Below are 18,496 nucleotides of genomic sequence, written 5' to 3' on the forward strand. Positions count from 1 at the left end.
ACGGTGGGACCGGACCGCGGCTGCGGCGGTCCGCCCCTAACTAATTCCGTGACCGGCTGGATTCGACATGACGGCGGTGCGGAGCGGGGATGTGCGCAGTCTGAACGCCCGCCCTCCCCGTACGGGGAGGGCGGGAGGTGAGGACGTACCCTGCGGCGGGGATGGCCGCTTCGCGTCACACCTTGACCCGATCGGCCGCGGCGACCGCCCCGGCGACGGACTCCGGCGCGGACGCCACCTTGCCGTCCGGGGCGTTGATCTTCAGCTCCGGCAGCGAAGCCACAGCGACGTCCTTGGCACCGGCCTTCGCCGCAGGCACCGAAGCCACAGCAATGTCCCCGGCACCAGCCTTCGCCGCAGGCACCGAAGCCACAGCGACGTCCCCGGCACCAGCCTTCGCCGCAGGCACCGAAGCCACAGCGACGTCCCCGGCACCAGCCTTCGCCGCAGGCACCGAAGCCACAGCAATGTCCCCGGCACCAGCCTTCAGCGCAGACACCGAAGCCACAGCGACGTCCTTGCCGGCCTTCGCCGCAGGCACCGAAGCCACAGCGACGTCCCCGGCAACGGCCTTCGGCGCAGGCCGGGAGGCGGCGGCGACGTCCGAGGCAACGGCGCCCGTGGGTGCTGCCGCCTTCGCCTGTGCGCTGGCGACGGCCGCGCCTCCGAGAGTGAGCGCTCCCGCGGCAGCGGTGGCCAGTGCGGACTTGACGATGACGTTCATAGCGATCTTCCTTTCTCGTGGTGCGGCGGGTCCGCCGGTTCCGTGTCCCCCGGCGGGTCCGACCGGTGGTCTCCACGCTAGGAAGCGCGGCCTGCCGCCGTGGTCCCCTGGGTGGCCCGTGTGACGGAGGAATCGTGTACTCCGATCGGGGGACACACGCCCGTCCCCCGGTGGACACGCCGCTCACGGTGGTGCGCCCGCGTCGCGGCCTCGCCAGCGAAGGGGGCGGGGCAGCGGAGCGCGAGGGCCGCCGCAGCGAGGACCCGGGCGGTCCGGGAGGCGCCCCCTGGGTTTCGCCGGTGGCTCCCTCCCTACGCGAACCAGATCCGGAAGGCACCATGCGCACGGCCGCGGCGGGCTCGGCCGACGCGGGTTCCGCCCCCGCCGGCTCAGCTGCCGGCGAGGGCGGTGGTGATGCGCTCGGAGGCGGCCCGGCCCGCGGTGGCGGGGGCGGCGCCGCCCAGCACGGCGGTCATGTACGGCTTGATCGGGTTGTCCTCCTCGACCTCGGCCCAGTGCGGCGAGTTCGGCGTGGCCCGGCCCTGTGCGGCCCCGGCGGCCATCGCGGCGGTGCCCTCCTGGCCCTCGATGACGGAGGCGAGGCCGGTCTTGTTGGGCACGTAGCTCATGGTCCTCGCGAGATCGGTCTGCCAGCGTTCCCCCGCCAGCGCCTTGACCACTTCGATCGCGGCGGCGCGCTGCCCGGCCTTCTCGGGGATGATCAGGTCCGAACCGCCGGTGAACACGGCACCCGGCTTCCCGGCGGATTTCCCGGGGACGGGGAAGAAACCGATCCTGCCCTCGAGCGCCGGGTTCTCCTTCACGACGAGGGTGGCGGCGGACGGGGTCGCGATGATCTGGGCGACGTCGCCCTCGGCGAAGACCCCGGTCTGCGGCGGGGTCATCTCGTCGGCGTTCTCGGGCCCGTCCCCGAGGGCCTGGAGCTTCTTGTAGAACGTCATCCCGCGGACGGCGCCGGGCTCGTGCAGGGTGCCCTGCCAGACGCCGCCCCGGTCGACGGCGAGGTCGCCGCCCTCGTCCCAGACGAAGCCGGCGAGGGTGTACCAGTCCTGTCCGGAGAGGTATATGCCCTGCCTTCCCCCCGTGTTGAGCCTCTCGGTGTCCTCGAGCCACTCGGCGCGGGTCTTGGGAGGGCGGCTGATCCCGGCCTCCTCGAAGAGGTCCTTGTTGTAGACGACCACGCGGTTGGCCGCGTACCAGGGGACGCCGTACTGCGTACCGTGGACCCGGCCGGGCTCGGCGAGCCCGGGCAGCCAGTCCTCGCTGCCGAGGTCGCGGACGGACTCCAGGGTGAGGTCGAGGAGCCCCTCGCTCTCGGCGTACTGGGCGACCTGGGTGTTGCCGACCTCGATGACGTCGGGGGCGTCGTCGCTCTCCAGCGCCGCGAGGACCCTCTTCCCGATGCCCGTCCACTCGTGGAAGGTGACGTCCAGCCGGACGCCGGGGTGGGTCTGCTCGAACTCGGCGGCGAAGCGCTCGAGGAAGTCGTCGGAGACGCTGTCCTTCATCAGCCAGACGGTGACCGTACGGTCGCCCGAACCGCCGCCCGGGAGAAGCCCGCATCCCGTCAGGGCGGTTGCGGACACGACGGCGACGGCGCCGGCCAGTAAAGGGTTCATCACGTAGGTCACCTTCTGCGTGAGGGCACGGGGAAGTGAGCACGACGTGGGGGGAGCGAACGGGATTCGAGGCGGTTGCGCGTGGTGGGAATTCTGGTCTGGACCAAGTTCCGGGGTCAAGCCCCGATGTCTCGCGGAGCCGCACGGGCTGGGGCACGGTGGAGTGGAGCGAGCCACACGGCTGAGAGGAGAACGGCCCTCATGTCCCACCACACCTACCGGGTCACCGAGATCGTCGGCACGTCGCACGAGGGCGTCGACCAGGCCATCCGGAACGGCATCGCCCGAGCCGGGCAAACACTGCGCGGCCTCGACTGGTTCGAGGTCACGCAGGTGCGCGGCAACATCGAGAACGGCGCGGTCGAGCACTTTCAAGTCGGCCTGAAGGTCGGGTTCCGGATCGAGGACGCGGAGGGCGCGGGCTGACACCATCACCCGAACGGCCGCACGGCCCCCGTGGATCGTCGGCCCGCACCGACCGGGACCGGTCTTGTGTGACACCCCGTCCGGGCCGGGCGAGAGACGCGATGCGCGCCGGGGCCGGGGCCGTCAGCCGGACGACCGGCCGTGCATGCGAGCGAGGACCCTGCGCGGCCGCCCTCCGTCGGGTACGCCTCGGATACGTCCCGCGTGCGCATCTCCGTCAGGTACGGGCCCCGTCAGGTACGGCCCTCCGTCTGCTGGGCCGCCCGCATCGCCGTGGAGGTCGTGGCCCAGTGGGCTCGGACGACACGGAAGCCCGCGCGTTGCGCCGCGTCGCAGACGAGTTCGTCGTCGTCGACGAGCATCCGGATCTCCCGGGTCCGCCCGAGGCGCCGCAGGACCTCCAGCTTGGTCGTACGCGCCGGGCGGCGGTCGTGGTCGCGCCGCATCCAGATGCGGCCGAGGGGCAGGCCGTGGCGCTCCAGCCACTCCACGGTGTCCGCGCGGCAGCGCTCGGGACGGCCGGTGAGGTACCCCACCTCGCACTCCCCCATGACCTCCGCGACCAGTCGCAGCCCCTCCGCGAGCGGTGCGTCGTCGGGCGCCGCGGCGAAGAAGCCGGCCCAGTCGCGCGGCCTGCGCTCCAGGAAGTGCTGCCGGTGGCCGGTTTCGGCGAGGGTCCCGTCCAGGTCGAAGACCGCGAGCGGCCTGCCACCCCGGATCGTCTGCGTCTGCTGCGTCACGGGCCCCAAGGGTACGGCCCGTCCGCACACCGCCGGCCGTCAGGACGGTCTGGGCGCCTTCCTGGCCTTGCGCTGCTCCGGTTCCTGTCCGCCGGGGCTCCGGTCACCGGATCGTCGTTCGCCCTCACACCACCTCCGTCCGGGCGTGCCTGCACGGAGGGCCGATCGTCGTACCACGGGTGGCCGCGCCACACGCAACGGCCTCGGCCGATCCGGCGCGGGCCTCGTCTCGTCTCATGGACCGGTCAACCGCCGACCGCGGGCCGACGCGACGCGCCGAAGCGGCCGGGCGTTGGGGTTCAGCCCACTCCGACCGCCTACCTGCCACCGCTCGTCTCCCGGTTGTCGGCACCGCCCTCACCCTGTCCCGGCGCCGCCCGACGGCGGCCGCCGGTCACCGGCGCGCTCCGGCCCCTCCGGCCGTGCTGCGGCCGCCACGCGGTGGGGCGTACCGTGGTCAAGGGCGACTCGAAGGCCGGGCGCGCACTGCGCGAAGGCGGCACCGACGGGCGCCGTGCGCGGCGAGGGCCCGCCCCGGGCTCCTGGCGCCCTGCGCGGGACGCCCACTCGGCCCGCGAGGGGCCGGCCTGCCCACAACAGGCAGGCCGCTGCGAGCCGTTGCCGCGGTGACACCTCGGGGACACGAGCGGCCGACGAAAGGTGCGCCATGAAGTTCACAGTCCTGGGGGCAAGCGGCCTGATCGGCTCCCGATCGGTCGAACGGCTGACGGCGGCCGGGCACGACGTCGTGCCCGCCACGCGCTCCACCGGGGTCGACGTGGTCAGCGGCGAGGGCCTGCGGGAGGCCTTCTCCGGCTCCGACGTGGTGATCGACCTGACGAACTCCCCCGTGTTCGACGCCTCCTCCATCGACTTCTTCGAATCCTCCGCGAACGCCGTCGGGGCCGCGGCCGAGGAGGCCGGTGTGCGGCATCTGGTGGTCCTCTCGATCGTCGGCGTGGACCGGGTGCCCCAGCTCGACTACTACCGGGCCAAGACCGCGCAGGAGAACGTCGTCGCGAGCGGGCGCACCCCGTACTCGATCGTGCGGGCCACGCAGTTCTTCGAGTTCGTCGAACCGATCATGTCCTGGACGACCGACGGCGACGTCGTCCGGCTGCCCCGAACCCCCCTGCAGCCGATCGCCGCCTCCGATGTGTCCGCGGCGGTCGTGGGCGCCGCGTCCGGCACCCCGCTGCAGGGCATTCGCAACATCGGCGGCCCCGAGGTGTTCCCCCTGGACGAGCTGGGACGGATCACTCTGGCCGCGCGGCCCGACGGCCGCACCGTGGTCACCGACGACCAGGCGGGTCCGTTCGCGCTGGTGGCGGGAGACGTGCTGGTCGCGCCGGAGGACTCCGACCTGGGCCCGACGTACTACGGGGACTGGCTAGGGCGCCGATAGCGCCCGCTTCCGGCGCGCTCCCGGCTCCGGGGGCCTGTTTCGGCCTCGCCGGTCTCCGGGAGTGCGCCCAGGACAGACTCCTGCTCACTGACGAGGAACGGCTCACGCGCCGGCCGGTGACCGGCCGGCGCCACGCCGGGCGCGGGCCCGGCGGCCGGTGTCAGGCGGCCGTGTCGTACGTGTAGTACGGCCGGTGGTCGAGCATGTCCGCCGGCGTCACGTCGTTCCACGGGCGCATGGTGTCCCGGAGGTCCACGACGTGCGGAGTGCCGGCGGCCGGCAGGTAGGGGGAGTCGGGGTGGCGCCGCTGCCACTCGGACCAGAGCCTGTCGATGAAGGCGTGGTGGAGCCAGAACACCGGGTCGTTCGGGGAGACGCCGGTCGCCATCTGACCGCCGACCCAGACGTGGACGCGGTTGTGCAGATTGACGCCGCGCCAGCCCTCCAGGTGGTTGCGGAAGCCGTCCGAGGAGCTGTTCCACGGCGGGGCGTCGTAGGCGGGCATGGCCAGGACGGACTCGACCTCGGCCTTCGTCGGCAGCTGACGGCCGCCCGAGCCCAGGGCGCGACGGAGGAAGGTGCGGCCGTCGACGCGGACGTTGACGGTCCAGCCGCCGGAGGCGGCCGCGAAGGGGCCGTCCATGACCTGTCCGTCACGGGCGCGGCCGGTGCCGCCGAGGAAGTCGGCGGCCCACAGCGAGGAGACGGTGGTGCGGTCGGCCGTCCAGTCCCAGTACGGGAGCGCCACGGACGGGTCGACGGACTGCAGGGCCCGCTCGAACTGGATGAGGAATCTGCGGTGCCACGGGAGGAACGACGGCGAGCGGTGACCCACACGGTCTCCGTTGTCGGTATCGCTCATGATGAAGGCGTTGTGCGTGGTGACGAAGGAGTCGTACTGCCCGTTCCGCTTGAGAGCGAGGAGGGCGTTGACGAAACGCCGCTTCTCGTCGGCGGTGAGCTGGGCCTGGTTCTTGCGTACGGTCATGGCGGTGGCGCTCCGGTTCAGCCGAGGGCGAGCGGGACGAGGGCGGCGCCCTGGAGTTCGGTGACGGCCGCGCGGGCCAGCGCCTTCGGGGTGGCCTGCGGCTCGTAGTGGTTGATGACGCTGATCCAGGTGCCGTCCGCGTTCCGCATGACGTGGAGCTCCTCGCCGTCTATACGGACGGTGTAGCCGGCGCCGTGACCGCCGTGGTGCCCGCCGCCGTGGCCCCCGTCGTGCGTGCGACCGCCTTGTATACGGCGGCCCTTGTAGACCTCGTCGAACGAGCCCGGCGCGGCGGTGGCGCCCTGGGCGCCGTGCGCCGGTGGTTCGGCCTGCTGTACCGCGGCGTGCGCGGCTCCGGCCGCGACGAGGCCGGCGGCGCCGCCAGCGGCGACGCCCAGCGCCTTGCGGCGGGTGATTCCGGACATGCGTTACCCCCAAGTGGATGTGATGGAACGGCGGTTCCGGTGGTCGGGCCGGAACCGCCGTGACCATGCCTACAGACCGCCCGGCACCAAGCAGTAGTCGAGACGGACAGGTTGGCCGCCATACGGACAAGTCACCACACACAGTGCAGAGTTGCACAGCGTTGATCTTGCTGTTTGCGCCGTTCGCGAGCCGTCCCGACGCAAGAAAGGTGGCCGGATGTGACAGTCGTGTGAAAAATCTTCACACCGCGACCATCCGGCGTGCCCGGCACCACAGGGAGAATCTGTCCGGAAAATATGCCAAGAGCGCTGGTCTGAATACCCCCATGCAAAGCGTCTCGGGGTGGCCAGCCCCCTGGGGGTTGTGCCGCTGCCGGGCACCCGGGAGGATCCTCGACCGGACCAGGCGGGCACAACAGCGGGAGGACGAACGATGGGTGACACCCCGGCCGTACGGATCGAGCGCGACGGCCCCGTTCTCACCGTCGTCCTGAGCCGCCCCGAGGTGCGCAACGCCGTGGACGGCCCCACGGCGGCACTGCTGGCCGACGCCTTCCGGCGGTTCGAGGCGGACGAGGACGCCGCGGTCGCCGTGCTGTGGGGCGAGGGCGGCACCTTCTGCGCCGGCGCCGACTTGAAGGCCGTCGGCGGCGAGCGCGGCAACACGGTCGCCGCTGAAGGCGACGGCCCGATGGGCCCGACCCGGATGCGGCTCGGCAAGCCCGTGATCGCCGCGGTCTCCGGCCACGCCGTGGCCGGCGGTCTGGAGCTCGCTCTCTGGTGCGATCTGCGCGTGGCCGAACAGGACGCGGTCTTCGGGGTGTTCTGCCGCCGCTGGGGCGTCCCGCTGATCGACGGCGGCACGGTTCGGCTCCCGCGGCTGATCGGGGAGAGCCGCGCCATGGACCTGATCCTCACCGGTCGCCCCGTGCCGGCGGCCGAGGCCTACGACATGGGTCTCGCCAACCGGCTCGTCCCGCGCGGGGAGTCCCGGCGCGCCGCCGAGCGGCTCGCCCGCGAGATCGCCGCGTTCCCCCAGCTGTGCCTGCGCCACGACCGGCTGTCCGCGCTCGAACAGCACGGACTGCCCGAAGCAGAGGCGCTCGCCGGCGAGTACCGGCACGGTCTCGTGCCCCTCACCGCCGGCGAGACCCGGTCGGGCGCGAACCGCTTCGCCGAGGGCGCGGGCCGCCACGGGTCCTTCACGGACTGATGTGCGCCCCGTGCGCCCGATGCGCCGCCGGGCGGAGCGGCACCGGCGGCGATCCGCCGCCCCCGGCGTCCGCCGCCTGCGCGACCCGGCCGTGCCACCCCGTGGACGGCGGGGCAGCCGGCCGGGGCCGCACCGCCGGTGCAGGCGGCGGCCCGGTCCCTAACGCTTCACCTTGCGCGCGGCGCGCAGCCACTCGCGGTTCATCGCGGTGATCGACGGGAGCGGGATGCCCTTCGGGCAGGCCGTCGCGCACTCGCCGGTGAGGGTGCAGCCGCCGAAGCCCTCGTCGTCCATGGCCGCGACCATGTCGAGGACCCGGGTCTCGCGTTCCGGCGCGCCCTGCGGCAGCACGTTGAGGTGGTTGACCTTCGCCGAGGTGAAGAGCATCGCCGAGCCGTTGGGGCAGGCTGCCACACACGCGCCGCAGCCGATGCACTCGGCGTGCTCGAAGGCGGAGTCGGCGTCGGCCTTGGGGACCGGCGTGGCGTGCGCCTCCGGCGCGGAGCCCGTCGGGACGGAGACGTAGCCGCCGGCCTGGATGATCCGGTCGAAGGCCGATCGGTCCACGACCAGGTCCCTCACCACCGGGAAGGCGGAGGCGCGCCAGGGCTCGACGTCGATCGTGTCGCCGTCCTCGAACGAGCGCATGTGGAGCTGACAGGTGGTGGTGCGCTCCGGGCCGTGCGCCTCGCCGTTGATGACGAGCGAGCATGCCCCGCAGATGCCCTCCCGGCAGTCGTGGTCGAAGGCGACCGGCTCCTCCCCGCGCAGGATGAGTTCCTCGTTGAGCGTGTCGAGCATCTCCAGGAACGACATGTCCCGGGAGATGCCGTCGACCTCGTAGGCGACCATGGCGCCGGGTGCGTCGGCGTTCTTCTGGCGCCAGACGCGCAGTCTGAGCTTCATGCGTAGCTCCGCTGGGTGGGATGGACGTACTCGAAGACGAGGTCTTCCCTGTGCAGGACGGGCGGGGCGCCGGTGCCGGTGAACTCCCAGGCGGCGGCGTAGGAGAACTCCTCGTCCCTGCGCTCCGCCTCGCCGTCCGCGGTCTGGGACTCCTCCCGGAAGTGGCCGCCGCAGGACTCCGACCGGTGCAGCGCGTCGAGGCACATCAGCTCGGCCAGTTCCAGGTAGTCGACGACGCGGTTCGCCTTCTCCAGCGACTGGTTGAACTCCTCTCCGGTACCGGGCACCCTGATCCGGCGCCAGAACTCCTCGCGTATCCGCGGGATCCGGTCGAGGGCCTTGCGCAACCCGGCGTCGGTGCGGGCCATTCCGCAGAACTCCCACATCAGCTCGCCGATCTCGCGGTGGAACGAGTCCGGCGTACGGTCTCCGTCGACGGAGAGCAGCAGGTTCAGCCGGTCCTCGGTCTCGGCGAGCACCCCGGCGACCTCCGGGTGCGCCGCGTCGACCGCCTGCGTGTGCGGATGGCGGGCCAGGTAGTCGTTGATGGTGGACGGCAGCACGAAGTAGCCGTCGGCGAGACCCTGCATCAGCGCGGAGGCACCGAGCCGGTTGGCGCCGTGGTCGGAGAAGTTGGCCTCCCCGATCGCGAACAGGCCGGGCACGGAGGTCTGGAGGTCGTAGTCGACCCACAGACCGCCCATGGTGTAGTGCACCGCGGGATAGATCCGCATCGGCACCTCGTACGGGTTCTCCGCGGTGATCCGCTCGTACATGTCGAAGAGGTTGCCGTACTTCTCCTCGACCTCGGCCCTGCCCATGCGGCGGACGGCGTCGGCGAAGTCGAGGTACACGCCCTGGCCGCCGGGTCCGACGCCGCGCCCCTCGTCGCAGACGTTCTTCGCCGCGCGCGAGGCGATGTCGCGCGGGACGAGGTTGCCGAAGGACGGATAGATGCGCTCGAGGTAGTAGTCGCGCTCGCCCTCGGGGATCTGGTCGGCGGGGCGGGTGTCGCCCTTGGCCTTCGGCACCCAGATCCGGCCGTCGTTGCGCAGCGACTCGCTCATCAGCGTCAGCTTGGACTGGTGGTCGCCGGTGCGCGGGATGCAGGTGGGGTGGATCTGGGTGAAGCAGGGGTTGGCGAAGTACGCGCCGCGCCGGTGGGCCCGCCACACGGCGGTGGCGTTGGAGTTCATCGCGTTCGTCGACAGGTAGAAGACGTTGCCGTAGCCGCCGGTGGCCAGGACGACGGCGTCGGCGAAGTACGTGTCGATCCGGCCCGTGATCAGGTCGCGGGCCACGATGCCGCGGGCCCGGCCGTCGACGACGACCAGGTCCAGCATCTCGGTGCGCGGGTGCATCTCGACGTTGCCCGCCGCGATCTGCCGGGACAGCGCCTGGTAGGCGCCGAGCAGCAGCTGCTGGCCCGTCTGGCCGCGGGCGTAGAACGTCCTGGAGACCTGGACGCCGCCGAAGGAGCGGGTGTCGAGGAGACCTCCGTACTCCCGGGCGAAGGGCACGCCCTGGGCGACGCACTGGTCGATGATCTCGAGGGAGATCTGCGCGAGGCGGTGGACGTTGGACTCCCGCGCCCGGAAGTCCCCTCCCTTGACGGTGTCGTAGAAGAGGCGGTGGACCGAGTCGCCGTCGTTGCGGTAGTTCTTGGCCGCGTTGATGCCGCCCTGGGCGGCGATGGAGTGGGCGCGTCGCGGCGAGTCCTGGTAGCAGAACTGGACGACGTGGTAGCCCTGTTCGGCGAGGGTCGCGCCGGCCGAGCCGCCGGCGAGTCCCGTGCCGACCACGATCACGGTGTGCTTGCGGCGGTTGGCCGGGTTGACCAGCCTGGCCCCGAAGCGGCGCCGGTCCCAGCGGTCGGCGATGGGGCCGTCGGGCGCCTTGGTGTCGGCGATCGGGGCGCCGGTCTCGTAGTTCGGGTAACTCATGTCAGCTCACGACTCCGGTCATGACGGCGACGGGTACCGAGACGAAGCCCACCGTCAGCACCAGCGCGAGGCCGTCGGCCGCGGCCTTGAGCGCGCTGTCGCGGCGTGCGCTGCCCGCCCCGAGGGTCTGGGCCGCGCTCCAGAACCCGTGGCGGACGTGCAGGCCGAGAGCGAGCATCGCGGTGAGGTAGACGGCGTTGCCGTAGGGGGTGGAGAAGGTCGCGACGACGTTCTCGTAGGGCCTGCCCGGCTGGGCGTTCTCGTTGACGGTGAGCGTGGTCAGGTCCAGCAGGTGCCAGACGATGAACAGCCCGAGGATGATGCCGCCCCAGCGCATGGTGCGGGTGGCGTAGCTCGCGCGCCGGCGCTTGTGGACGTACGTGCTCGGACGGGCCCGGATGTCCCGCCTGCTGAGCTGGTACGCCGACACGCCGTGCAGGACGACGGCCGCGAGGAGCACGAGGCGGACGATCCACAGCGCCCACTCGTGGTGGAGGAACGGCTCACCGAGCGTGCGCAGCCAGTGGGCGTAGCCGTTGAACTCGTCGGAGCCGAAGAAGATCTTGAGATTGCCCAGCATGTGGACGACCAGGTAGCCGAGCATGATCAGGCCGGTCACGGCCATCACGGTCTTCTTGCCGACGGTCGATCCCCAGATCGTGCGCGTCATGGACGGCCGTCGGTCCGTCCGGGTTGCCAGAGCCATGGACACAGACGCTAGGCGCGGAGGCACCGAGAGGTCCAAGACATGGTCCGGCTGATCTCGATAGGCAGGGACTATCGTGGAGGGCGTGCAGTTCCAGCAACTCCAGTACTTCGTGGCCGTCGCGGAGACCCGGCACTTCACCCGGGCCGCGGAGCGGGTGCACGTCTCCCAGCCCTCGCTCTCGCAGCAGATCCGGTCGCTGGAGAAGGAACTGGGGGCGGAGCTGTTCAGCCGGGCGCGCGGCAACATCGCCCTCACCGACGCGGGCGAGGCGCTGCTGCCGCTGGCCCGGCGGATCCTCGCCGACGCGGACACCGCCCGGCACGAGGTGCAGGAGCTGGCACAGCTGCGCCGGGGGCGGGTGCGTCTGGGGGCGACGCCGAGCGTGTGTACGGGGCTGCTCCCGGACGTGCTCCGGGCCTTCCACGATCTGCACCCGGGGATCGAGCTGCTGATCGAGGAGGGCGGCTCGCACGACCTGGTACGGGAGCTTGCGCGCGGCGCGCTCGATCTGGCGCTGGTGGTACTGCCGCTGCCGACTCCGTCACCGGCGCTGACGACGGTGGAGCTGCTTCAGGAGGATCTGGTGGTGGTCTCCTCGGCGGCGTCCCCGGCACCGCGCCGGCCGGTGCGGATCGCGGACCTCCAGGGCGAGCCGCTCGTGATGTTCCGGCACGGCTACGACCTGCGAGATCTCACGGTGGCGGCGTGCCGCGCGGAGGGCTTCGAGCCGGCGTTCACGGTGGAGGGCGGGGAGATGGACGCGGTGCTCGGCTTCGTACGGGCCGGGCTGGGCCTGGCGGTCGTCCCCCGCATGGTCGCGGCACGCGCGGGCCGCGACCTCCGGGTCACCGCACTCGCCCGCCCCGGCCTGCGCCGTACGATCGCGCTGGCCCACCGCAGCGACGTCGCGCCACCGCGTGCCGCCCGTGAACTCCAGCGCCTGCTCCTGCGGACGCGGTCGGCTGCTCCGCAGGAGCCGGGCTCGGACGGGTGAGGCGCGGGGTCCCGGTTCCGGTTCCCCACCCCCTGCCGCTGCCGCTACCGCTGCTCAGTCGAGCATCGCGGTGGCTTCGATCTCGACCAGGTGCTCGGGGACGTCCAGGGCCGCGACGCCCAGCAGGGTGGCCGGCGGCACCGGGGTCACCTCCAGCTTCGCGGCCGCACGGGCAATGCCCTCCATGAGCAGCGGCATCTTCTCGGGCGTCCAGTCGACGACGAACACCGTCAGCTTCGCCACGTCGTCGAACGAGGCCCCGACCCCGGCCAGCGCGGTGCCGACGTTGAGGTAGCACTGCTCGACCTGGGCGGCGAGATCGCCTTCCCCGACCGTGACCCCGTCGGCGTCCCAGGCGACCTGTCCGGCGACGAAGACCAGTCTCGACCCGGACGCGACCGACACCTGACGGTAGGCGTCGATCTCCGGCAGTCCGCCGGGGTTCACCAAACTGACGGCCATGCTGCCGCCTCCTTGTCCTGGCTCACGAGGACGCCCCGGCCCGGATCCACCGGACAGGGCTCCTTCGGTCTCTTGTGGTTACTCGGTAACCGTAGGAGAGTGGCCCCTGACATGGAAGAACGCACTTTTCAGTGACTGGGGAACCTGATGGTGACCAAGCAGTTCACGGGCTCGCCCGACGAAGCGGACCTCCGGCGCGCGGACTCCCTGGCACGGGAGATATTCGCGGACGTCGCCAACAAATGGGCTCTCCTGATCATCGAGGCTCTGGGTGAGCGCACTCTGCGCTTCAGCGAGCTGCTCGGCGAGGTGGAGGGCATCAGCCACAAGATGCTCACCCAGAACCTGCGCATGCTGGAGCGCAACGGTCTGGCCCACCGCAAGGTGCACCCCACCGTGCCGCCGCGGGTCGAGTACAGCCTCACCGAGCCAGGGCTGGCCCTGCGGCGGACCGTTGACACGATGTGCGACTGGACCCACCGGTACCTCGGGCACATCGAGGCCTCCCGCAGCCGTTTCGACGCCTGACGGTTCTGCCCGCCCCCACTCCTGCCGCCTGGTTCCGAACGCTCGGTTCCGAACGCTCGGTTCCGAAGTCTCGGTTCCCGGCTCGAACGGGAACCGCGCGAAGGGGGGTGATCGAGCGCCGCAGCGCGGACACGGATCGCCCCCGGCCCCTGACCGGTCCTTACGGCAATCGCCGCGGGCCAGGCGGCGTTCGGGCCGGGCCACCGGTGCCCCTGCCCCGAGCCCCGCGCCTCGGCGGCGTCGGGCCCCGGGGTGGGGCCCTCGCGGGCCACCCGGTCGGGGCTCCGCGCCGGTCCGGCGCGGCACCGGCCAAGGGCTGTCCCGCGATCCCCGGCGGGCGCGCGACGACAGCCATGACGCCTCGCCGCGTTGTCGGATCATCCGAACACACCCGGTACGAGGACGGCTCTCCGCCTCCCGACGCACCGCGTCCGACGCCGCGCGCCGGTCCCTCAGGGACTGCGGGACAGCCCTTAGACCGCGTCCGCGAGCGACAGCGTGTGCAGACGGTCCGGCGGGCCCGGCCGGGCGTAGTACCAGCCCTGCGCCGTGTCACAGCCCAGCTCGCGCAGTTGCTCGGCCTGGACGCCCGTCTCCACGCCTTCCACCGTCACCGCCAGCTCCAGGCTGTGGGCCAGCGAGACGATGCCCTCGACGATCTTCCGGTCCACCGGATCCGCCGGGTGCTGCTGCATGCCCCGGGTGAAGGAGCGGTCCAGCTTCAGCACCCTCACCGGGAGCCGCCTCAGATTGGCCAGGTTCGAGTAGCCCGTGCCGAAGTCGTCGAGCGCGATGTCGACGCCCATCTCCGCGAGTTGCCGCAGCGGCTTGAGCAGGTCCTCGTCCGCTCCGATCAGAGCGGACTCGGTGACCTCCAGGCACAGCGCGCCGGGCGGCAGACCCGAGCGTTCCAGTACGTCCACGGTGTCTGCGACCAGCCCCGGGTGGTGCAGCTGGGTCGGGGACAGATTGACGTTGATCCGCAACGGCGGTACCGAACAGCCCGGTTCGGCCTGCTCGTGCCAGAAGCGCGCCTGCCGCACGGCCTCCTGCAGGACCCACCGGCCGAGCGGCACGATCAGCCCGGTGTGCTCGGCGAGCGGGATGAAGTGGTCCGGCCCGAGGACCCCGTGTTGCGGGTGCAACCAGCGCACCAGCGCCTCCGCGCCGTGCACCCGGCCGTCGCCGAGGTGCACCAGCGGCTGGTACTCGATGAAGAACTCGCCCCGCTCCAGGGCCGCAGGGAGCGCCGTGGTGAGCCCGTGCCGGGTGATCGCGCGGGCGTCCGCCTCCGGGTCGGCGAGCTCGAAGCGGTTCCCACCCGCGGACTTGGCCCGGTACATGGTGATGTCCGCGCTGCGCAGCACCTCCGCCGAGGTACGCTCCCCGGCCGGCCCCTCGACGATCCCGATGCTGCCCCGGACGCTGATCTCCCGGCCTTCGAGGGTGATGGGCGCGGCCAGTGCGGCGAGGATCCGGGCGGCGAGCTCGGTCACCTCGCACTGGGTCTCCCGGCCGGTCGTCAGCGCGACGAACTCGTCACCGCCGAGCCTTGCCACCATCTCCCCGGGGGCCGTGGCGCAGCTCTGCAGCCGGTCGGCGACCTCGACGAGCAGCCGGTCGCCGGCCGAGTGGCCGAGGCTGTCGTTGATCGCCTTGAAGCCGTCGAGGTCGAGGTAGCAGAGCCCGAAGCGGGCGCCGTCGCCGGCCGCCAGCGCCTTCTCCAGGCGCTCGAAGAACAGGGTCCGGTTGGGCAGCCCGGTGAGCGCGTCGTGCGTCGCCTCGTAGCGCAGCCGGAGGTTCAGCAGCCGCCGTTCGGTGGTGTCCTCCATCAGCGCCAGCTGGTACTGGGGCAGACCGTCGGCGTCCCGCAGCAGCGAGACGGTGAGGTTCGTCCAGAGCACCGTGCCGTCGTTGCGGTAGAAGGGCTTCTCGACGCGGTAGTGCTCGCGTTCGCCGCGCACCAGCTCTTCGTACATGTTCCAGGTCTGCGGGCGGTCCTCCGGGTGTGCCCATTCGTTGACCTTGCGTCCGCGGACATGGTGCTCCAGTCCGCCGAACATCCGGGTGAGCGTGTCGTTGACCTCCAGGACGTTGCCGTCCAGGTCGGCGATGCCGATGCCGATCGCCGCGTCCTCGAACACCGCGCGGAAGCGCGTCTCGGTGGCGTGCAGGGCCTCCATGGCCACGCTGCGGGCCGACAGCGCCGACCTGGCGATGGCCTCCTGCTCGCTGAGGGTGCGCTCCCGCAGCGCGAGGGCGTACCCGGCGGCGAGGGCGTGCTGCAGTCTGGCGCAGCGGGCCCGGCTGTCGTCGGCGGGCTCCTGGTCGTTCCCGCAGTACAGGACCAGGTAGGCGTCGACGACGCCGAGCGTGCGGCTGAGGGCGTCCGGGTCCGTGCAGTGGACCTCGACGAGGGCGGCGCCGACCCGCTGGGCGGGGCCCGGGTCGAACGGGCGCGTGTGCAGTGCGTCACTCAACTGCCTCGCCAGCGGCAGCAGATGCCCCTCGAACTCGGGACGGGTCAGCGATGTGGCGGTGACCGGGAAGATCGCCCGGCTCCAGATGGTCGCGAACCGTCTGAGCCTGTCCTCCAGGTCGTCCGGGCCCGCCGTCGAGCCCGCTGCCTGCGACGGCGTCATCACGCCTTGCGCCCCACCCCTGCGTAGCCGGAGAACGCATATGGGTCCTCCTGCGCGTCCGGTGTCTCGGGCCGCCAGTCCGGCATCGAGACCAGTCCGGGCTCGACCGTCTCGAACCCGTCGAAGAACCGTGCGATCTCCTCCCGTGAACGCATCACGAGCGGGTTGCGGATGTCCTTGTAGACCCTGACGGCGCCGCCCGCCTGCTCCTTGGGCAGCGGGATGCCCTCGTACGAGGCGTGGGTGACGACGACGAGGCTGCCGGGGGCGAGCGCGTCCCGCAGTGCGGCGACGGACCGCTGCGGGTCGTCGGAGTCCTCCAGGAAGTGGAGGACGGCGACGAGCAGCAGGGCCACGGGCCGTTCGAGGTCCAGCAGCCGGATGGTCTCGGAGTCCGCGAGGATGTCGGCCGGCTTGCGCAGATCGGCCTGGACGATCCCGGCTCGCTCGTTCCCCTCCAGCACCGCCTGGCTGTGGGCGACGGCGACCGGGTCGTGGTCGACGTACACCACCCGCGCCTCGGGGTCGGCCTTCTGCGCAACCTCGTGGGTGTTGCCGAACGTGGGTATGCCGGAGCCGATGTCCAGGAACTGGTTGACGCCCTCGCTCACGGCGTAACGTACGGCACGGCGCATGAAGGCCCGGTTCGCCTGCATGATCTTGGGAAGGCCCGGGAGGAACTGCATGGCCTTCCGGGCGGCTTCACGATCGACCTCGAAGTTGTGCGAGCCGCCCAGGTAGTAGTCGTAAATGCGGGACACGCTCGGCACCGAGATGTCGATGCCCGGCGGGGCCCAGGCGGGACGCTCCATTGATGTCTCCAACAAGTCGCCACGGGGATTAACGGCCATTCGCACGGCCGGTGTTCGAGCCGAGGCTACTGATCGCCCGCCAAGAGAGCGAGCAGAAACGGAAATTAACGGTCCGTTCTTGGTCACACGCCACCGGCACGTGCTGGCAGGAACCACCCCAAACAGCCGGCCCGCCGTACGCGGGGGCGTGACGGCGGGCCGGTGGCCGGAGCGCTGCGTGGGGACCTACTTGGGCGCTCCGACCGGCTTGCCCTGGGGCGACACGGCGTACCAGGTGCCGCCCACTCCCTGGCCGTTGGTGTCACCGGGCTTCTTGTCGCCGGCGAAGGTGTAGATCGGCCAGCAGTCGATGGTCTGCTGCTTGATTCCGTCGGGACGGTCGAAGGTGACGAAGCCCTTCTTCAGAATGCCTTCGGTGTCGTTCTTGTCGACAGGCGCTACGACCGGCCACTTCTCCAGGCAGCCACCCGTGCAGGCGGTCTTCATCGGCCAGGCCGAGTCCTTCATGAAGCGGTAGACAGTCATTCCGTTCTTGTCCACGACGATCTCGCCGAGCTTCGGGTCCTTGCGGACGGAAAGGCCGGCGAGGTCCGAGGACCCGCCGCCGGCCACCTCGCCGCCGCCACCACCGAGCGCTGCCTTCTTGCCGTCGGGCGCCGAGGCGAACCACGTGCCGCCGACCCCCTGTCCGTTGGCGTCCCCGGGCTTGGTGTCCTTCGCGTAGCGGTACATCGGCCAGCCGCCGACGGTGAGCTGCTTGGTACCGTCGGCACGGGTGACCGAGCCGATCAGCGAGGCGTCGGTCCCGGGAGCCGGCGTGACATCGCCGGCGGCCACCACCGGCCATGCCTTCGCGCAGTCGCCGTTGCAGTTGGACGTCACCGGGTCGACGGAGTCCTTGTCGAAGCGGTAGAGGGTCAGGCCGTCGCTGTCGGTGAGCACCTCGCCGAGCTTCTTGCTCTCCCACACGGCGAGTTGGCCCGCCGTCTTCGGCTTGGCGTCCGCGGCACCGGCCTCCGCACCGTACCCGGATCCGGGTCCGTAGCCACTGTTGGCGGCGGGCTGCCCGGCGGGGTTGACCGCTCCGACGGCCTGGCCGTTCGGCTGCGCCTCCGTCTCCTGACCGCACGCCGTCGTCAGCGCGAGTACGGCCGCCGCGGTCACCGCGAGCGAGGCGTTCCGCCAGGTCTTCATGTCAACTCCCGTAGCCCGGTGTCCGTTGTGGCGCCCTTGGTGCGCCGTTCATGGCCCTAGGTACGCGCGGCGAGGCGGGGTGTGTTCAACGGCCGGCGGAAAAAATCTTCGCGGGGCCGCAAACACGATCCCCGAACATCCCCACCATCAGGCGAATCGCCCCTCCTCCGGGCGTGTCCGGCCCTGGCGTGGATCATGCTCACCAGCGTGTACGGATCGCTCGTCGCGCGGCTGCTGTCAGCCGCCGCACTCGCCTGGCTGCTGACGGCCCCGCTGCCCGCCGCGGCCGACTCCTGCTCGTACGCCTCGATCGGCCCCGGCGGGCCGAACGAGCCGAACGGGCCGAACTCCTCCGTCGCCATCGCCGGCGGCGCCCACTGCACCGCGGGCCCGGTCCTCATTCCCGAACCGCCGCCACCACCGCCGCCTCCGCCACCACCACCGCCTCCGCCACCACCGCCTCCACCGCCTCCACCGCCACCGCCACCGCCACCACCGCCACCGCCGGCACCCACACCGCCACGGATCGAGCCCGTTCCCCCGCCACCGCCGCCACCGCCGTCGCCGCCCCCGAAGACCCGCCCCGCACCGCCGAGGCCGACCCCGGTCGCCCTCCCCCACTACCGCAGGCCCCAGCGCGCGGAGCCGCGCGGCGGACCCTCGCTGGTCTCCCTCACGCTCCTGGTCACCGCCCCCGCCGTGCTCGCCGCGGCGTTCCTTCGCCCCCGATCCCGCTAGCTCCCGG

18 protein-coding genes are annotated in these 18,496 nt (G+C 71.8%); 5 read left to right on the forward strand and 13 right to left on the reverse strand.

The features are described 5' to 3' along the window. Positions 1-175: 175 nt before the first annotated feature. Positions 176-724, reverse strand: coding sequence for a hypothetical protein (locus FEF34_RS03365; protein ID WP_138051787.1), 549 nt, complete (start codon positions 722-724; stop codon positions 176-178). 389 nt (positions 725-1,113) lie between these two features. Next, positions 1,114-2,367, reverse strand: coding sequence for an extracellular solute-binding protein (locus FEF34_RS03370; RefSeq protein ID WP_138051788.1), 1,254 nt, complete (start codon positions 2,365-2,367; stop codon positions 1,114-1,116). 198 nt (positions 2,368-2,565) lie between these two features. On the opposite strand from FEF34_RS03370, the gene FEF34_RS03375 reads away from it, so the two are divergent. Continuing rightward, positions 2,566-2,790, forward strand: a complete 225-nt coding sequence (locus tag FEF34_RS03375) for a dodecin (protein ID WP_138051789.1) — start codon at positions 2,566-2,568, stop codon at positions 2,788-2,790. Between the two features lie 233 nt (positions 2,791-3,023). Here FEF34_RS03375 and FEF34_RS03380 read toward each other — a convergent pair whose 3' ends face one another. Then, positions 3,024-3,530 (reverse strand): phosphatase domain-containing protein, encoded by a 507-nt coding sequence (locus FEF34_RS03380; RefSeq protein WP_456113506.1) that lies wholly within the window; start codon positions 3,528-3,530, stop codon positions 3,024-3,026. A gap of 667 nt (positions 3,531-4,197) precedes the next feature. Here FEF34_RS03380 and FEF34_RS03385 point away from each other — a divergent pair. Continuing rightward, complete coding sequence (locus tag FEF34_RS03385) at positions 4,198-4,935, forward strand: SDR family oxidoreductase (protein WP_138051791.1); 738 nt, start codon at positions 4,198-4,200, stop codon at positions 4,933-4,935. A gap of 160 nt (positions 4,936-5,095) precedes the next feature. Here FEF34_RS03385 and melC2 read toward each other — a convergent pair whose 3' ends face one another. Both melC2 and melC1 read right to left on the reverse strand, forming a co-directional pair. Next, the gene (melC2, locus tag FEF34_RS03390) at positions 5,096-5,923 is read right to left on the reverse strand and encodes a tyrosinase MelC2 (protein ID WP_138051792.1); all 828 of its coding nucleotides are present in this window, start codon (positions 5,921-5,923) and stop codon (positions 5,096-5,098) included. A gap of 17 nt (positions 5,924-5,940) precedes the next feature. Continuing rightward, the gene (gene melC1 / locus FEF34_RS03395) at positions 5,941-6,348 is read right to left on the reverse strand and encodes an apotyrosinase chaperone MelC1 (protein ID WP_138051793.1); all 408 of its coding nucleotides are present in this window, start codon (positions 6,346-6,348) and stop codon (positions 5,941-5,943) included. Between the two features lie 433 nt (positions 6,349-6,781). Between melC1 and FEF34_RS03400 the strand changes: the two genes are divergently transcribed. Beyond that, complete coding sequence (locus FEF34_RS03400; RefSeq protein ID WP_138051794.1) at positions 6,782-7,561, forward strand: crotonase/enoyl-CoA hydratase family protein; 780 nt, start codon at positions 6,782-6,784, stop codon at positions 7,559-7,561. Positions 7,562-7,720: 159 nt separating this feature from the next. On the opposite strand, the gene FEF34_RS03405 is transcribed toward FEF34_RS03400, so the two are convergent. The 3 genes from FEF34_RS03405 to FEF34_RS03415 are packed head-to-tail and all read right to left on the reverse strand — an operon-like array spanning position 7,721 to position 11,116. After that, positions 7,721-8,467, reverse strand: a complete 747-nt coding sequence (locus FEF34_RS03405) for a succinate dehydrogenase/fumarate reductase iron-sulfur subunit (protein WP_138051795.1) — start codon at positions 8,465-8,467, stop codon at positions 7,721-7,723. Then, positions 8,464-10,410 (reverse strand): fumarate reductase/succinate dehydrogenase flavoprotein subunit, encoded by a 1,947-nt coding sequence (locus tag FEF34_RS03410; RefSeq protein ID WP_138051796.1) that lies wholly within the window; start codon positions 10,408-10,410, stop codon positions 8,464-8,466. Before FEF34_RS03410 ends, FEF34_RS03405 begins: the two co-directional genes overlap by 4 nt. Before the next feature lies 1 nt (position 10,411). Beyond that, entirely contained in the window at positions 10,412-11,116 is a 705-nt protein-coding gene (locus FEF34_RS03415; protein WP_138051797.1) for a succinate dehydrogenase cytochrome b subunit, read from the reverse strand. Between the two features lie 85 nt (positions 11,117-11,201). Between FEF34_RS03415 and FEF34_RS03420 the strand changes: the two genes are divergently transcribed. Further along, positions 11,202-12,113 (forward strand): LysR family transcriptional regulator, encoded by a 912-nt coding sequence (locus FEF34_RS03420; RefSeq protein ID WP_138051798.1) that lies wholly within the window; start codon positions 11,202-11,204, stop codon positions 12,111-12,113. Positions 12,114-12,167: 54 nt separating this feature from the next. Here FEF34_RS03420 and FEF34_RS03425 read toward each other — a convergent pair whose 3' ends face one another. Continuing rightward, positions 12,168-12,575 (reverse strand): RidA family protein, encoded by a 408-nt coding sequence (locus FEF34_RS03425; RefSeq protein ID WP_138051799.1) that lies wholly within the window; start codon positions 12,573-12,575, stop codon positions 12,168-12,170. A 147-nt stretch (positions 12,576-12,722) separates the two neighbouring features. Here FEF34_RS03425 and FEF34_RS03430 point away from each other — a divergent pair, with 147 nt between their 5' ends. Further along, entirely contained in the window at positions 12,723-13,103 is a 381-nt protein-coding gene (locus FEF34_RS03430; protein WP_138051800.1) for a winged helix-turn-helix transcriptional regulator, read from the forward strand. Between the two features lie 473 nt (positions 13,104-13,576). On the opposite strand, the gene FEF34_RS03435 is transcribed toward FEF34_RS03430, so the two are convergent. The 4 genes from FEF34_RS03435 to FEF34_RS43600 form a co-directional block, all read right to left on the reverse strand. After that, positions 13,577-15,745, reverse strand: coding sequence for a putative bifunctional diguanylate cyclase/phosphodiesterase (locus FEF34_RS03435; protein ID WP_171052797.1), 2,169 nt, complete (start codon positions 15,743-15,745; stop codon positions 13,577-13,579). Further along, the gene (locus FEF34_RS03440) at positions 15,745-16,557 is read right to left on the reverse strand and encodes an SAM-dependent methyltransferase (RefSeq protein ID WP_138051802.1); all 813 of its coding nucleotides are present in this window, start codon (positions 16,555-16,557) and stop codon (positions 15,745-15,747) included. Before FEF34_RS03440 ends, FEF34_RS03435 begins: the two co-directional genes overlap by 1 nt. Positions 16,558-16,782: 225 nt before the next feature. After that, the gene (locus tag FEF34_RS03445; RefSeq protein ID WP_138051803.1) at positions 16,783-17,751 is read right to left on the reverse strand and encodes an SCO0930 family lipoprotein; all 969 of its coding nucleotides are present in this window, start codon (positions 17,749-17,751) and stop codon (positions 16,783-16,785) included. Between the two features lie 397 nt (positions 17,752-18,148). Continuing rightward, on the reverse strand, positions 18,149-18,274 hold the full coding sequence (locus FEF34_RS43600; RefSeq protein WP_267905175.1) for a hypothetical protein: 126 nt from the start codon (positions 18,272-18,274) through the stop codon (positions 18,149-18,151). Positions 18,275-18,496: the final 222 nt, after the last annotated feature.

The organism is Streptomyces marianii, assembly GCF_005795905.1.
Classification (GTDB): domain Bacteria; phylum Actinomycetota; class Actinomycetes; order Streptomycetales; family Streptomycetaceae; genus Streptomyces; species Streptomyces marianii.